Source organism: Streptomyces sp. 1114.5, assembly GCF_003635085.1.
Taxonomy (GTDB): Bacteria; Actinomycetota; Actinomycetes; order Streptomycetales; family Streptomycetaceae; genus Kitasatospora.
On the sequence record NZ_RBXE01000001.1, the window covers coordinates 847467 to 862283 of the forward strand.

The 14817-nt window shown below is 76.0% G+C and carries 14 protein-coding genes; 10 read left to right on the forward strand and 4 right to left on the reverse strand.

Features of this window, described 5'->3' with window-relative positions; all coding sequences use genetic code 11:
• The first annotated feature begins 63 nt into the window (after window positions 1-63).
• The gene (locus BX285_RS03610; RefSeq protein WP_121174449.1) at window positions 64-324 is read left to right on the forward strand and encodes a hypothetical protein; all 261 of its coding nucleotides are present in this window, start codon (window positions 64-66) and stop codon (window positions 322-324) included.
• Window positions 325-327: 3 nt separating this feature from the next.
• Here the strand turns inward: BX285_RS03610 and BX285_RS03615 are convergent, their stop codons facing one another.
• Together BX285_RS03615 and BX285_RS03620 are read right to left on the reverse strand one after the other, a co-directional pair.
• Window positions 328-3624 (reverse strand): sacsin N-terminal ATP-binding-like domain-containing protein, encoded by a 3297-nt coding sequence (locus tag BX285_RS03615; protein WP_121174450.1) that lies wholly within the window; start codon window positions 3622-3624, stop codon window positions 328-330.
• 157 nt (window positions 3625-3781) lie between these two features.
• Window positions 3782-4663 carry a DUF3027 domain-containing protein gene (locus BX285_RS03620; RefSeq protein ID WP_121174451.1) on the reverse strand — a complete coding sequence of 294 codons (882 nt, stop codon included), beginning with the start codon at window positions 4661-4663 and terminating at the stop codon, window positions 3782-3784.
• Between the two features lie 598 nt (window positions 4664-5261).
• Here BX285_RS03620 and BX285_RS03625 point away from each other — a divergent pair.
• The 4 genes from BX285_RS03625 (at window position 5262) to BX285_RS03640 (ending at window position 8848) form a co-directional block, all read left to right on the forward strand.
• Complete coding sequence (locus BX285_RS03625; protein WP_398900901.1) at window positions 5262-6611, forward strand: MFS transporter; 1350 nt, start codon at window positions 5262-5264, stop codon at window positions 6609-6611.
• Window positions 6612-6683: 72 nt separating this feature from the next.
• Window positions 6684-7214: a hypothetical protein gene (locus BX285_RS03630; protein ID WP_121174452.1), complete on the forward strand. Its 531-nt coding sequence runs from the start codon at window positions 6684-6686 to the stop codon at window positions 7212-7214.
• A 10-nt stretch (window positions 7215-7224) separates the two neighbouring features.
• Complete coding sequence (locus tag BX285_RS03635) at window positions 7225-8001, forward strand: futalosine hydrolase (protein ID WP_121174453.1); 777 nt, start codon at window positions 7225-7227, stop codon at window positions 7999-8001.
• Window positions 7994-8848 (forward strand): 1,4-dihydroxy-6-naphthoate synthase, encoded by an 855-nt coding sequence (locus BX285_RS03640; RefSeq protein ID WP_121174454.1) that lies wholly within the window; start codon window positions 7994-7996, stop codon window positions 8846-8848. The genes BX285_RS03635 and BX285_RS03640 overlap by 8 nt, the downstream gene beginning before the upstream one ends.
• A gap of 28 nt (window positions 8849-8876) precedes the next feature.
• On the opposite strand, the gene BX285_RS39110 is transcribed toward BX285_RS03640, so the two are convergent.
• Window positions 8877-9260 (reverse strand): cold-shock protein, encoded by a 384-nt coding sequence (locus tag BX285_RS39110; RefSeq protein ID WP_030057101.1) that lies wholly within the window; start codon window positions 9258-9260, stop codon window positions 8877-8879.
• A 471-nt stretch (window positions 9261-9731) separates the two neighbouring features.
• Here BX285_RS39110 and BX285_RS03650 point away from each other — a divergent pair, with 471 nt between their 5' ends.
• Window positions 9732-9962 (forward strand): hypothetical protein, encoded by a 231-nt coding sequence (locus BX285_RS03650; RefSeq protein WP_097236644.1) that lies wholly within the window; start codon window positions 9732-9734, stop codon window positions 9960-9962.
• An 18-nt stretch (window positions 9963-9980) separates the two neighbouring features.
• On the opposite strand, the gene BX285_RS03655 is transcribed toward BX285_RS03650, so the two are convergent.
• The gene (locus BX285_RS03655) at window positions 9981-10616 is read right to left on the reverse strand and encodes an HAD family hydrolase (RefSeq protein WP_097236645.1); all 636 of its coding nucleotides are present in this window, start codon (window positions 10614-10616) and stop codon (window positions 9981-9983) included.
• Window positions 10617-10715: 99 nt separating this feature from the next.
• Here BX285_RS03655 and BX285_RS03660 point away from each other — a divergent pair, with 99 nt between their 5' ends.
• The 4 genes from BX285_RS03660 (at window position 10716) to BX285_RS03675 (ending at window position 14776) form a co-directional block, all read left to right on the forward strand.
• On the forward strand, window positions 10716-11753 hold the full coding sequence (locus BX285_RS03660) for an iron ABC transporter permease (protein WP_097236646.1): 1038 nt from the start codon (window positions 10716-10718) through the stop codon (window positions 11751-11753).
• Window positions 11750-12820 carry an iron chelate uptake ABC transporter family permease subunit gene (locus tag BX285_RS03665; RefSeq protein ID WP_121174455.1) on the forward strand — a complete coding sequence of 357 codons (1071 nt, stop codon included), beginning with the start codon at window positions 11750-11752 and terminating at the stop codon, window positions 12818-12820. Before BX285_RS03660 ends, BX285_RS03665 begins: the two co-directional genes overlap by 4 nt.
• A complete protein-coding gene (locus tag BX285_RS03670; protein ID WP_097236648.1) occupies window positions 12817-13656 on the forward strand; it encodes an ABC transporter ATP-binding protein in 840 nt (279 codons plus the stop codon). The genes BX285_RS03665 and BX285_RS03670 overlap by 4 nt, the downstream gene beginning before the upstream one ends.
• A 145-nt stretch (window positions 13657-13801) precedes the next feature.
• Complete coding sequence (locus tag BX285_RS03675) at window positions 13802-14776, forward strand: iron-siderophore ABC transporter substrate-binding protein (RefSeq protein ID WP_121174456.1); 975 nt, start codon at window positions 13802-13804, stop codon at window positions 14774-14776.
• The last annotated feature ends 41 nt before the right edge of the window (window positions 14777-14817 follow it).

The window sequence follows — 14817 nt, forward strand, 5'->3', positions numbered from 1 at the left end:
GGCGCGAGCGGCCCGGGTGCGGGCCCGAGTACGGGTAGCGTGGCCACGGAGGGGGTGCCACACATGGCGGACACACACGAAGATTCCGAGCGCGAGACCGGGCAGGTGGAGGCCTTCGCCGCCTTCCTGGCCGGCCTGCTGGCGGCCGGGCTGACGGTGCTGGTGCTGCTGGGCGGCAGCTGGCTGATGAACGCCGGCGAGCTGACCGCGCCCTCGCGGCCGTGGATCCCGACGGCCCTGAAGGCCCTGGTGGCGGCCGTCTGGCCGGCCACCACCGTCCTCGTCTACCTCCGGCTCAAGCGTCGTCGGCGGGGGCCGGCCTGAGGGTCAGCCCTCGAAGTCCCGGGCCGCCGACAGCTCGTACGCCCGGTCCGGCTCGCTGAGCGCGGCCAGCACCTCGAAACGCCGGTGCCACTGCCCGACCGACCAGGCGAGCCCGGCCGCCAGGCCCTCCGGGGTGGCCGCGTGCAGCAGCCCGGGCACCGGCGGGACCTCGAACTCGTCGTCCTCGTCGTCGGCCTCGGCCAGCTCCGGGTCGTACGGCGGCTCCGGGGCGTCCGCCCCGGGGTCCCACCGCCAGTCGACCGCCGCCTCGGCGCCGTCCGGCCCGACGACCAGCAGCTCCTCGTGCTCCTCGTAGGCGACCGGGCAGCCGGGCAGCAGCTCCCGCACCACGGCCGGGACGCGGTGCAGCACGCCCTCGGAGAGCACCCGGCCGCCGGCCACCTCGCTGGCCAGCGACACGTGCAGCCGCTCGGCGAGGTCGGCCGCGAGCGCCGGGGCGACCGGCAACAGCGGGTACAGGTGCAGCAGTTGGACCAGGTCGGGGGCGTCCGCGACGACCGCCTCGGTGGCGTCCACCACCACGGTGTGGTCCGGCCGGCGCCCGGTGTCCGGGTCCAGCGGCGGCAACGCCCGTACCACGTCCAGCGGTTCGATCCGCTCGCGGTCCACCCGGGCCAACGCGCTGTGGATGCCGTGCAGTTGGCGGTGGCCGACCTCGGCGGCCGGGTCGGTCAGCCGGTCCAGCAGCTCGTCCGGGCCGTGCAGCTCGGCGAGCAGCGCGGCCAGCGTGGTGCGCACCCCGAGGGCGTGCAGGAACTGCTCGTCCAGGGTGGTGCGCGCCTCGTCGTAGAGGCCGCGCAGCAGCGGGTCGGCGCCGGCGGCCCGCAGACCGGCGGGCTCGCGGCCGTCCAGCACCGGGTGGTCGCGCAGCCACCACGCGGTGTACGGCGGCAGGTCGGCGTACGTGCCGTCCGGCAGCAGCGTGCGCACCGGGGCGACCACGGCGTCCCGGTACGGCGGGCGGGCCAGCGCGGCCAGCGCCTCGGGCCAGGCGTCGTCGTCCACCAGGTCGAGGTCGCGCACCGCCAGTAGTTCGGCGGCCACCGGCGGGACGCCGACCGCCTCGTCCGCCTGCAGCGCCTCCAGGGCGTCCTCGGCCCAGTCGGCGAGCCCGTCCGGCGCCTCGTCCAGCAGGCCGGTGGGGTGGCCGCCGGCCGCCCGGTCGGCCGGGACGGTGGGGTCCAGCCGCTCCAGGTCGTCCGGGTCGAGCACCACGTCCTCGGCGCGCACCAGCACGAAGTCGGCCAGCACGCCGACGGCCGCCAGCACCTCGGGGCCCCAGCGCTCCAGCAGCTCGTCGTCCACCCAGCCGGCGTCCTCCTCGCGCGCGAGCGCGGCGAACGGGCTTCCGGGCAACACCAGTTCGCCCGCGCGGGCCGGCTCGCCCTCGTCGTCGAGCAGCGCCAGCCGGGCCAGCCAGGGGTGCTCGCCCGGCTCCGGGGCGGCGGCCTTCACCAGGGCCAGGACGGCGTCGGCGAGTTCGAGCGCGGCGTCCAGGTCGTCCTCGGCCAACTCGAACGAACGGGCGACGGCGGCCCGCACCTCGGGGGTGTCCAGCACCCCGGCCGGGGTGGCGGTGCCGGCGCCGAGCTTGGCCAGCAGCGGGTGGGCGGCCTCGGGGTGGGCCAGCCGCAGGTCGAGCGCGGCGAGCGCGCCGGCCAGCGACTCGGGGTAGCCCGGGAAGGCCGCCCAGTCGGCGTCCTCGGAGGGCAGCAGGACGCGCCGCGGCCCGGTCACCGTCCGGCCGTCGGCCAGCGGTACGGGCAGCGCGCCCAGCGCCTCCGGGTCGGCCCCGCCGAGCGCCGCGTACAGGTTGCGCCACCAGGCGGGCTCACGGTCCAGGCCGCCGAGCTGGTCGACCACGTCCGCCAGCGGCACCCGGCGCACGTTCAGCACCCGCAGCTCGGAGCGGCGCTCCAGGCCGGCCGGCAGCAGCCCGGGGAAGATCGGCGCCAGCGCCTCGACCACCGAGCCGTCGGCGCCCTCCAGCAGCGTCGCGTCCCGGGGCCGCAGCGCGGGCGTGCCCTCCTCGACCGGCGCCGGGTGCGGCAGGAACGGCGTGCCGGGCAGCCGGGACAGCACGGCCGCGCGCAGCGCGTTGTCCAGCGCGCCCTGGCCGAGCGGACCGGGGACGAGCCCCAGCGAGCCGAGGTCGGCGCCGCGGGCGCGCAGCAGATCGGCGTAGCTGTCGGCGGCGCGCTCGGTGAGGAAGTCGGCCAGCGGGCCGGGCGCGACGTGCCGGCGGGTGGAGTCCAGCGGGTAGGAGGCGATCAGCAGCGCGGGCAGGCCGATCGGCTCGTCGCTGGGGGTGGGCGCGTGCAGCACGGAGGCGATGCCGGGCTGCTGCGGGGTGCCGTCCGCGGCGACCGGGACGGCCCAGGTCACCGTCCAGTACGGGCGGGCGCGCTCCTCGGTGGGCCGGTCGGCGAGCAGGTCGGCGGCCAGGGCGCCGGAGGCGCCGGCGGTCTGCCAGAGCGTCCGCCGCAGCCGTCCGCCCGCGTCGTCGGTGACGGTGACCTCGGTGACGCCGTCCGGGCGGGGCTCGGCGGCGGCCCGGGTGAGCGTCCGGGTGCCCTCCGGGGTCTCCACCACGACCTCGGCGAGGCCGGGCAGGGTGAGCAGCAGCGCGTCGTCGATCCCGGCCAACAGGCGGCGGGTCAGGTCCTCGGCGGCGGCGTCCCGCAGCGGCAGCACCACCACCGTGTCGTAGCCCTCGGGGGCCGGGCCCTCGGCGGCGAACGGCAGCCGCAGCAGCGGCACGTGGCCGTCCCGGCGGCGCAGCTCGTCAGCCAGTGCGGGCTGCGCCTCGGCCAGCGCCCGGGCCTCGCCGAGCGACCAGCGCACCCCGCCGGCGGCGCTGAGCACGGCCGGCTCGTCGGTGACCGCGAGGACGGCGGCGAACCCGACCCCGAAACGGCCGACGACGGGCTCCTCGCCGCGCTTGGAGGAGGCCCGCAGGGTGGACAGCGACTCGACGGCGGTCGCGTCCAGCGCGGCGCCGGTGTTGGCGGCGGCCAGCACGCCGTCGGCGAGGGTCAGCCGCAGCCGCCCGGGGCCGTGCCCGGCGCGGACCGCCGCGTCGGCCGCGTTCTGCGCCAACTCGACCACCAGGCGGTCCCGGTAGCCGCCGAGCGCCAGCTCCTCCTCGGCGTTGGCGTCCTCCCGGAACCGGGCCGGCGAGGCGGCCCAGGCGTCCAGCACCCGCCGGCGCAGCGCGGCGCTCCCGAAGGGGTCCGCGAGGTGCTCGTCCGTGCTGCTGCCGATGATCCGAGGTTCCACTGGACCTGCCACCTTCCGCCGCCCTGTACGTCGTAGGGCATTCTTCCCTGCCCCACCGACTGCTCCCGACCACGGCCCGGGATCACCGCCGCCCCGCCCGGGAAACGCCGACGGCCCGCACCACTCGGCGAGTGGGCGGGCCGCCGGACGTGCCTGCTCAGGAGTGGCCGAGCTCCTCGGCCGGGGCGTCCGGCTCGACCGAGCCGGAGGCGCGGTCCGGGTGGAGCTGCAGGGGCTCGACCACCAGCTCGTCCAGGATCAGCTCGGACGGCGCCGGCGGAGCCGGGATGACGGCCGCCTCGGAGTGCCCGCCGCAGCCGTACGTGAAGGAGACGATCTGGCCGTCGGCCGGCCCGAACTCGTTGCCGCACACGCCGAAGGCCTGGCCCAGCGAGCCGCCGATCGGGATCAGGAAGCCGCAGCTCCCGCAGGAGGCCGGGGCGGCCTGCGCCATCGCGGTCTGCGCGCCGTGCACCTTCTCCCAGCGCTCGGCGGCCAGGTGCAGGCCGAGCCGGGAGAGCACCCGGCTGCGGCCCAGGCCGAGCTCCTCGGCCACGGCGTTGATCCGGGCGCGGGCCGGCGCGGGCTGGACGTGCGGGTCGGTGACGACCAGGTCCTCGGCCTCCGCGAGGGCGACGGCGGAGTTCGGCGCCGGCTCGTCCTCGCCGGTCCAGCCGGGCTCCAGCCGCGGGTCGTCGGCGCCGGTGGGCAGCAGGTCGCCGGGGCCCATGTCGCCGGGCCGCAGCCGCTCGCTCCACGGCACCCACTCGGGGGCGAGGATGGCGTCGGCGCCGGGCAGCAGGACGACCTCGTCCAGGGTGACGTTCTTGGCGCGCGGGGCGCGGGCGACGGTGACCGCCCAGTGCCAGCCGCGGTAGGCGGCGTCCAGGCACTCGAAGGTGTGGGTGACGACGCGGTCGGCATCCGCCTGGGCGCCGATGTGCGGCCCGACGGCCTCCGCTCCGACGGCCTCCTCCGCTGCCTGGCGGGCGAGTTCGACGGCCTCGGCACAGAGCCGGTCGGGGGTACGGCTTCGCATCGCAGCACTCACGGCGTCGATTCTCTCCCAGTTCTTCTGTCGCCCACGGCGTGTTGCCCATTCCGTCGCGGCTCGGTAGTCCCTCATCCATTCTGCGCGACCGGCGGCCGCCTCGGGTACCGACCGCGCCGCTCGACCGGCCTGCCGGCGCCCGGGCGCCCAGCGGGCGGACCCTGGGGCAGGCTACCCGCCGGTCGGCGCCCCGGCACAGTCCGGGGCGGACCCGACGGTTCCGGAGGCCGCGCCGAGTGGGGTGCAATCCCGCGTCGGCGCGGCAAATCTGGGGCAGGATGGGCTTGTGGCGGACCACAACCCGTCGCAGCACGCACTGCGCTCCCCGCAGGCCGGCGGCCCCGACCAGGCGGAGTCCGTGCCGCGACTGCAGTCCTCGGTCCCCGGCGCGGGAGAACCGCCGCCGGCGGACCGTCCCGAGACGCCCACCGCCCGCGTCAGCCTCGTCAAGCACGCCTCCCCCGAGCCCGGCGACGCCCACACCCGCCACCTCGCCGCCCTCGACGAGGACCTGGCCGACGACCCGACCGACGACCTCGCCGGGGACCTCACGGACGAGATCCCCGAGCCCCGCCGCCCCTTCCTGATCCGCACCGCCTCCGCCGCCGGCGCCCGCACCGGCAAGGTGGTGCACGGCACCGGCCGCCGGATCCGCCGGGCCACCTCCGCCGAGGGCGCGGGCGAGTCCGGCCTCGCCAAGCTGATCGAGCTGCACGCGCTCAACTCCTTCGGCGACATGCTGATCACCATCGCGCTGGCCTCCACCATCTTCTTCTCGGTGCCCACCGGCGAGGCCCGCGGCCGGGTCGCGCTCTACCTGCTGATCACGATGGCCCCGTTCGCCGTCCTGGCCCCGGTGATCGGCCCGCTGCTGGACCGCCTGCCGCACGGCCGCCGGGCGGCCATGGCGATGGCGATGCTGGCCCGGGCGGTGCTCGCCTGGACGATGGCCGGGGTGATCTCCGGCGGCGGCCTGGCGCTCTACCCGGCGGCGCTCGGCGTGCTGGTCGCGTCCAAGGCGTACGGGGTGGTGCGCAGCGTCGTGGTGCCCCGGCTGCTGCCGAGCCGGCTGTCCCTGGTGAAGGCGAACTCCCGGGTCACCCTGGCCGGGCTGCTGGCCACCGGCGTGGCGGCCGCGGTGGGCGGGCTGCTGCACCTGATCGGCCCGGGCTGGCCGCTGCGCGGCGCCTTCCTGGTGTTCGTGATCGGCACCCTGATGGCCTTCCACCTGCCGCACACCGTGGACTCCGCCAAGGGCGAGCAACGCGCCGTCCTGCACGCCGAGGTGCACGGCGAGGGCTCGCACCTGATCCACCACAGGCCGCCGCCGGTCAAGGCCTCGCTGCGCACCGTCGGCCCGTCGGTGATCCTGGCGCTGCGGGCGATGTCGGCGATGAAGTGGCTGGTCGGCTTCCTGGTGATGTTCCTGGCCTTCCTGCTGCGGGAGGAGCCGATCGGCGGCCTGCGGCCGACGCTGGCGCTGGGCCTGGTGGCGCTGGCGGCGGGGACGGGCAATGCGCTCGGCTCGGTGTTCGGCTCCTGGCTGCGCACCCGGGGCCCGGAGGCCACGGTCACCGCGATGCTGCTGCTGGCGACCTGCGTGACGGCGGCGGCCGCGCTCTGGTACGGCGTGGTGACGGTGATTCTGGTGGCCGGCATCGCCGGGATGGCAGCCTCGCTGGGCAAGCTGGCGCTGGACGCGCTGATCCAGCGGGACGTCCCGGAGGCGGTGCGGACCTCGGCCTTCGCCCGTTCGGAGACGCTGATGCAACTGTCCTGGGTGGCCGGCGGCGCGGTGGGCATCGTGCTGCCGCTGAACGGGAAGCTGGGCCTGTCGGTCGCCGCCGCGGTGGTCGGCCTGGTGCTGCTGTGGACCTTCCACTCGCTCTTCCGGGTGGGCCTGCGGCGGCACCCGGCGGCGCCCCGGGTGGCCTGAGAAGCGGTACGGCAACACGCGGTGGCCGACCCCCGCGTAGCGTGATCGGCCAGGCCCGGTAGATTCTGACGCATGAGCCTCAATTCCCGTGCCATCGCCGCCCTCGGCGCCGTCGTCGTGGTCGGCGCCGCCACGGTGGGCACCTCCGTCGCCATCGCCTCCGGCCAGACCGAGCACATCTCGCACCAGGCCACGCTCAAGGTCGGCAACTCCTCGATCGTCGCCCAGCCGCTGTGCTGGAACAACGGGAGCCCGATCACCGAGGACCTCCAGCAGCAGTGCCAGGACAAGGCCACCAAGGCCCTGGCGGACGGCTCCCTGCCGACCAAGGACGTGGTGTCGAGCGACAGCGTGGGCGTCGGCGTCTCCCCGAACGTCGCCGAGTCGGGCTGGTGGGCCTTCACCAACGGCGGCTCCACCAGCGGTGGCGGGCGCTTCAGCCTGGCCTCGTACGCCAAGGGCCCGACCTGGTCCGGCGCCCAGCAGGCGAACAAGCTGCTGAACGCCAGCGGCAAGACGCTGATCACCGTGGTCGAGGGCGACAAGAACTCGGACAACCCGATCGCCGTCTGGTACTTCCAGCTGAACACCCAGGACAGCTGACGGTCCTGCGATGACCGCGCACGCCGTCACCGACGGCTCCGGCGAGCAGTCGGGCCCCGCACGGGCCCGGCTGCTCGTCGTCGTCGCGGTGGCCGCCGAGGCCGAGGCCGTCCTGCGCGGCCTGCCCGGCGGGGCCACCGCCCTGCCCCTGCCCGGTGGCACCCTGCACCGCGCCGAGGGCGCTCCGGTGGACGTGCTGGCCGCCGGGGTCGGCCCGGCCGCCGCCGCGGCCGGCGCCTCCGCCGCGCTGGCCGCCCACCCGTACGCCCTGGCCGTCTCGGCCGGGATCGCCGGCGGCTTCGCCCCGCACGCCCCGGTCGGCGCCACGGTGGTGGCCGACGCGATCGTGGTCGCGGACCTCGGCGCGCAGACCCCCGAGGGCTTCGCCGACGTCACCGAACTGGGCTTCGGCAGCGTCCGGCACACCCCGCCCCCGGCCTGCGTCGCGCTGCTCGCGAAGGCCCTGGGCGGGCCCGCCGGCCCGGATGACCGGGGCGCCGTCACCGGCCCGGTGCTGACCGTCTCCACCGTCACCGGCAGCGCCGAGCGGGCCGCCGAGCTGGCCGCCCGCCACCCGGGCGCCGCCGCCGAGGCGATGGAGGGCTTCGGCGTGGCCGAGGCCGCCGCCCGGTACGGCGTGCCGGCCCTCGAACTGCGCACCGTCTCCAACCCGGTGGGCCCGCGCGACCGCGCCGCCTGGCGGATCGGCGAGGCGCTGGCCGCCCTGGAGCGGGCCTTCGCGGCCCTGCCCGTCCACGAACTGATCGAGGAGGCCGGCCGTGGCTGAACGGCTGAGCATCGCGTACTCGCCCTGCCCGAACGACACCTTCGTCTTCCACGCCTGGGCGCACGGCCTGGTGCCCGGCGCGGACGCGCCCGAGGTGACCTTCGCCGACATCGACATCACCAACGGCCTGGCCGAGCGCGGCGAGCTGGACGTCCTGAAGATCAGCTACGGCGCGCTGCCGTGGGTCCTGGACGAGTACACCCTGCTGCCCTGCGGCGGCGCGCTCGGGCGCGGCTGCGGCCCGCTGGTGCTCACCCTGCCCGGAGTGGCGTCCCCCGCGGACCTCGCCGGGAAGACCGTCGCGGTGCCCTCCGAGCGCTCCACCGCCTACCTGCTGTTCCGGCTCTGGGCGGCGAAGGCGGTGCCCGGCGGCTTCGGCGAGATCGTCGTCCTGCCGTTCCACGAGATCATGCCCGCCGTCCGGGACGGCCGGGTGGACGCCGGCCTGGTGATCCACGAGGCCCGCTTCACGTACGGGAAGTACGGGCTGCACAGCCTGGCCGACATGGGCGAGGCCTGGGAGCAGGAGACCGGCCTGCCGATCCCGCTGGGCGCGATCGTCGCCAAGCGCTCGCTCGGCGCCGAGCGGCTGCGGGCGATCACCGACGCGGTCCGGGCCTCCGTCCGGCAGGCCTGGGCGAGCCCGGAGGCGAGCCGCGCGTACGTGCTGGAGCACGCCCAGGAGATGGACCTGGACGTCGCGAACCAGCACATCGGGCTGTACGTCACCGAGTTCACCGACGACCTCGGTGAGGAGGGCTACGCAGCCGTCCGCGCGCTGCTCACCCGGGCCGCCGCGGAGGGGCTGGTGCCCCCGCTCGACCCGGGTGCGCTCGCGTTCGGGTAGTCCCTGCCCGGACCACCCCGGACGGGACCTACACGTCGAACTGGTCGGCCACCGCGCGCAGCAGGCCGGCCAGCTTCTGGCCGGTCGGCTTGGCCGGGTAGCGACCGCGCTGGAGGCCCGGCAGCACCGCGTCCAGGGTGGTGATCAGGTCCTGGACGATCGGCGCCATGTCGTCCGCGCTCCGGCGCTGGGCGGCGGCCACCGAGGGCAGCGCGTCCAGCAGCTGCACGCCCATCGCCTGGTCCCCCCGGTGGCCGGCGACCACGCCGAACTCGACCCGCTGGCCCGGCTTCAGCACGGTGACACCGGCGGGCAGCGCCTTGGTGTGGACGAAGACGTCGCCGCCGTCGTCGCGCGACAGGAAGCCGAAGCCCTTCGTCTCGTTGAACCACTTGACCTGGCCGGTGGGCATCTCGAACAGTCCTCGAATGGGTGTGAGGGACCCCGGCCCTGGCCGGGGATCGCTGGGTGGTGGAGAACGCTGCCGACCTCGGCTCGGCGCCCGCGGGCGCTCATGGTCAGCACGTTGCCAGGAGCAGACTAACGGTCCGTGACTGCCTCATCCGCGCTCCGCGAAGGATCCGCGGTCCACTGCCCGTTCCGGGCGGTGGAGCGAGGGGATCTCGCGGCCACGGGCGACCCGGTACTGGCACGGCCGGGTCGAGTCCCTGCGCTGTCCATCGGCTCACACCCCCGGGTCTGCGGACACGGGACGCACCTGTAGCGCCCCTCGGCACCCCCTGCATACCCCCGCCCAGCAGGGATCAAAACGTTGAGCTGCCGGGAAACTGCGCAACGTGACCGGCCTGCTCCGGTGGGCGGCCTCAGGGGGCGCTCTGCCAGACTGGGGGCGGCCCGACCCCGCCCCGAGGAGTGAGCAGACGTGAGCAGCCAGAGCGCCGATCCCGGCGACGTGTACGTCAAGGCCGGGGCGATCGTCTTCGGCCTCGGTGCGCTCGCCACGCTGGCCACCTTCGTCCCGCTGTTCCTGCACCTGACGCCGCTGCCGACGGCCGCGTACTGGCTGAGCATGCTGATGCCGGCCGGTTTCCTGGCCGCGCTGACCGGGCTGCTGCTGAACGCCCGGGCCCAGCGCCGCCGCAGCGCGGCTTAGGACCGGCCCTACGGCCGGTCAGCCGGCCTGACCGGCCAGGTGGCCGGCGAGCCAGGCCGGGAAGGCGGTGAGGTCCGCCAGGACCACGTCCGCGCCGGCCTCGCGCAGCTCGTCCGCGTCGTACGGGCCGGTGGCCACGGCGACCGCGACGGCGTCGGCGTGCCGGGCGCCCCGGATGTCGCCGAGGTGGTCGCCGACGTAGATGCTCGCGCCGTGCGCGCGCAGCGCCTCGCCCTTGGTCTCCGCCCAGAGGTCGCCGATCACGGTGTCCGCCGTCATCCCGGCGTGCTCCAGGTGCAGGACGGCGTTCGGCTCGTACTTGCCGGTGATCACGGCGACCCGGCCGCCGTGGGCGCGGACCGCCGCGACGGCGTCGTGCGCGCCCGGCAGGGCCACGGTCGGGGCGAAGGCGAGCTCGCGGTACAGCTCGCGGTAGCGCGTGACGGCCCGCTCGGCCTCCTCCGCCGGGAACCAGTTGCTGATCTCGTCCAGCAGCGGCGGGCCGAGCCGAGTGACGACCAGGTCGGCGTCGATGCGGACGCCGGTCTCGGCGGAGAGCGCCAGGAAGGTGGCGTGGATACCCGGCCGGGTGTCCAGCAGCGTCATGTCGAGGTCGAAGCCGACGGTGAGCGGGGCGGGTGAGGTCACGGGCATGCCGCCAGGCTATCCAACGGGCGGCCCGGCCCACGAGGCGATTTGCCCCGGCTCCGCGGCGGAACTTAGGTTTACCTGAGTTGTCTGCGGAGAGGGCCCATGAGCGACGACACCACCGCCCCGCCCGGCACGCCGGACCGCACGCCGCGGCGCCGAATACCGTGGCTCGCCGCCGCGCTGGCCGTCCTGGCGGCCGCGGTGCTGCTGAGCCTGGCGGTCGGCAGCCGGACCATCCCGGTCGGTACCACCCTCGACGCCCTGCTGCACGGCGGCGACACCGCCGACGCCGTGGTGGTCCGCGAGCTGCGGGTGCCGCGCACGGTCGTCGGCCTGGCCGTGGGCGCGGCGCTCGGCCTGGCCGGGGCCGTCATGCAGGGCCTGACCCGCAACCCGATCGCCGACCCCGGCATCCTCGGCGTCTCCCAGGGCGCGGCGGCCGGTGTGGTGGTCGCCATCTCCGGCTTCGGCGTCTCCACCCTCACCGGGTACGTCTGGTTCGGCTTCGCGGGCGCGGTGATCGCCACCGTGCTGGTGTACGGGCTCGCCGGGCGCGGCCGGGGCGGGGCGACGCCGATCAAGCTGGCGCTGGCCGGCTCGGCGGCGTCCGCCTTCATCGCCTCGCTCAACACCCTGGTGCTGACCACGGACGCGGCCACCATGGACCGGTTCCGCTTCTGGCACGTCGGCTCGCTCTCCGGGCGGAACTCGGACGTGGCCTGGCAGCTGCTGCCGTTCCTGGCCGTCGGCACGGCGCTGGTCGTCGCGGTGGCGCGCGGGCTGGACGCGCTGGCCCTCGGCGAGGACACCGCGAAGGGGCTGGGTGCCAGGACCGGCCTGGTCCGGGCGGTCGGCGCGCTCGGCGCCACCGTGCTGACCGGGTCGGCGGTCGCGGCGGCCGGCCCGATCGCCTTCGTCGGCCTCGCCGTCCCGCACGCGGCCCGCGCCGTCGCGGGCGCCGACCACCGCTGGATCCTCGCCTTCTCGGCCGTCCTCGGCCCGGCGCTGCTGCTGCTCGCCGACACCCTCGGCCGGGTGCTGTTCCCGCCGTCCGAGGTGCCGGCGGGCGTGATGATCGCCCTGGTCGGCGTCCCGGTGCTGGTGGCGCTGGTCCGGCGTCGGAAGGTGGTCGCCGCATGAACCCGCTCTCCTCGGGCAGGAGCGGCCTCGCGCTTCCCGGGTACTCGGTGCTGCGGGCCGGGCCGTCCTCCTTCCTGCTGCACCGGCGGTCGGCGCTGGTCGCCCTCGGGCTGCTGGTGGCGCTCGCCGGGACGGTGGTGGCCTCGCTCTGCCTGGGCGAGTCCACCGTCTCGCCGGCCGAGGTGGTGAAGGTGGTGCTCGGGCAGCCGAGCCCGGACGAGCTGGTGGTCGGCGAGTTCCGGCTGCCCCGGGTGGTGGTCGGGCTGCTGGTCGGCGCCGCGCTCGGACTGGCCGGGGCGCTGATCCAGACCGTCGCCCGCAATCCGCTGGCCAGCCCCGACGTGGTCGGCGTGACCTGGGGCGCGACCGCGACCGTGGTCGGACTGACGGCGTACGGCGTGGTCGGCTCGACCGGCCAGGCGCCGTACGCGGCGGTGGCCGGCGGGCTGGTGGCCGGCCTGCTGGTGTACGCGCTGGCCTGGCGGCGCGGGCTGCACGCGCAGCGCTTCGTGCTGATCGGCATCGGGATCAGCGTCGCCCTGTCCTCCCTCACCTCCGTCTTCCTGACCAAGGGCGACGGCTTCCAGGCCCAGGCCGCCAAGGTCTGGATGACGGGCAGCCTGAACGGCGCCGGCTACGAGCAGGCCGGCCGGCTCGCCTGGGTGCTGCTGGCCGCGCTGCCGGTCGCGCTGTGGGCGGCCCGCGCCCAGCGGTCGATCTCCTTCGACGACGCGACCGCCGTGGGCCTGGGCCTGCGGCTGGACCGGATCCGGCTGGGCATGTCCCTGCTGGGCATCGTGCTGGCCTCCTGCGCGGCCGGGGCCGCCGGGCCGGTGGACTTCGTCGCGCTGATGGCCCCGCAGATCGCGCTGCGGCTGGCCCGCTCGGCGCAGGTCCCGCTGTTCTGCTCGGCGCTGACCGGCGCGCTGGTGGTGGTCCTCGCCGACCTGGTCGCCCGACGGCTGCTGGCACCGACCGAGCTGCCGGTGGGCGTGGTGACCGGCCTGGTCGGCGCGCCGTACCTGATGTGGCTGCTGATCCGATCCCGCCGTGGAGGCTCCCGATGACCGCACACCAGCACTCCGGACACCGTCTGGAGGCCCGGGGCCTCACCCTGGCCTACGAGGCGCGCACGGTCGTCGAGGGCCTGGACGTCGGCATCCCGGACGGGCGGGTGACGGTGATCGTCGGCCCGAACGCCTGCGGGAAGTCGACGCTGCTGCGGGCCCTCGGCCGGTTGCTCAAGCCCGTCCGGGGCGCGGTGCTGCTGGACGGCGAGGAGCTGGCGCGGATCCCCACCAAGCGGATCGCCCAGCGGCTCGGCCTGCTGCCGCAGTCGCCGACCGCCCCGGAGGGCATCTCGGTGGCCGACCTGGTCGCGCGCGGCCGCCAGCCGCACCAGAGCTGGTGGCAGCAGTGGTCGCCGCAGGACGAGACGGCGGTCGCGGAGGCGCTGGAGCGGACCTCGACGGCGGAGCTGGCCGAGCGGAGCATGGACGAGCTGTCGGGTGGCCAGCGCCAGCGCGCCTGGATCGCGATGGCGCTCGCCCAGGGCACCGACATCCTGCTGCTGGACGAGCCGACCACCTATCTGGACATCGCGCACCAGGTGGAGGTGCTGGACCTGGTCCGCCGGCTGAACGTCGAGCGCGGGCGGACGGTCGTCGCCGTGCTGCACGACCTCAACCAGGCGGCCCGGTACGCGGACCACCTGGTGGCGATGCGGGACGGCCGGGTCGTCGCGCAGGGCCCGCCCGGGGAGGTGGTGACGGCGGAGCTGGTGCGGGAGGTGTTCGGGCTGGACTCGGTGGTCGTGCCGGACCCGGTGACGGGCACCCCGCTGGTCGTGCCGGGCGCGCCCTGGGCGGCCGCGCCGGCGGCGGTGGACGCACTGGACGCCTGACGGCACGCAGGACGGAAGGCACGACGGCACGCAGGGCGGGCAGCCTCAACGGCACGCACGGCGGCCCGTTTGACGGCACTTCAGGCACTATTTCGGACATAATCGACGGCGCCCCGACCCCCGCCTCGCCTCCAGAGGACCGCCGATGCCCCGGATCGCCCGCCGTACCCTGCTCGCCGGCCTCGGCGGAGCCGCGCTCGTGGCGTGCACCGGCGGCGCCACGCCGCGTCCGGTCGAGGTGACCGGCGCGAACGGATCCCCGTCCGCCGTCCCGGTGCCCCCGGTGACCGTCACCGCCGCCACCGGGCCGGTGCTGGTGCCGGGCGAGCCGATGCGGGTGGTCGTGCTGGACACCGACGTGCTCGACTCCGCGCTCACCCTGGGCATCACCCCGGTCGGCGCCGCACTGCCGGCCCGCGACACCCGCTACCCCGACTACTGGCCGACCGGCCGCACCACCGGGATCCGGCTGGTCGGCCCGGCCGGCGCGCCGGACCTGCCGACCGTACGGGCGCTGCGGCCGGACCTGATCCTCTCCAACCAGGCCCGCGACGGCGACCGGTACGACCAGCTGCGGGAGCTCGCCCCGACCGTGCTCACCCAGACCACCGGGGCGCCGTGGAAGGCCAACTTCCAGCTGCACGCCCAGGCGTTGAACCGGGAGGCGGCCGCGGAGGCCTTCGTCGGCTCGTACCAGAAGCACGCCGGGCAGGTGGCGCAGGCGCTGTCCGCGGCGAAGCTGTCGGGGCGCAAGGTGAGCCTGGTGCGGTTCGTCGAGGGCGGCGGGATCCGGCTGTCCGGTCGGCAGAGCTTCCCCGGGACGGTGCTCTCCGACGCGGGGGTGGGGCGGCCGGACGCGCAGAGCGTCGACCAGTCGGACTTCGAGATCCCGCCGGACCAGCTCGGCAAGGCCGACGGCGATCTGCTGCTGTACGCGACGTACGGCGATCCCGGGCGGGCCGGCACCGAGGCGACGCTGGCGAGCCCGGGCTGGCAGGCGCTGGGGGCGGTCAGGGCGCACCGGGCGTTCCCGGTGGACGACCAGCTGTGGTTCCAGGGGATCGGCTACACGGGGGCCAACTACGTGCTGGCCGAACTGCAGCGCTTCCTCGGGGCGTGAGCCGGGTTCCCGGAGCGGGGGTGCAGGCGGGAGGGCCGGGG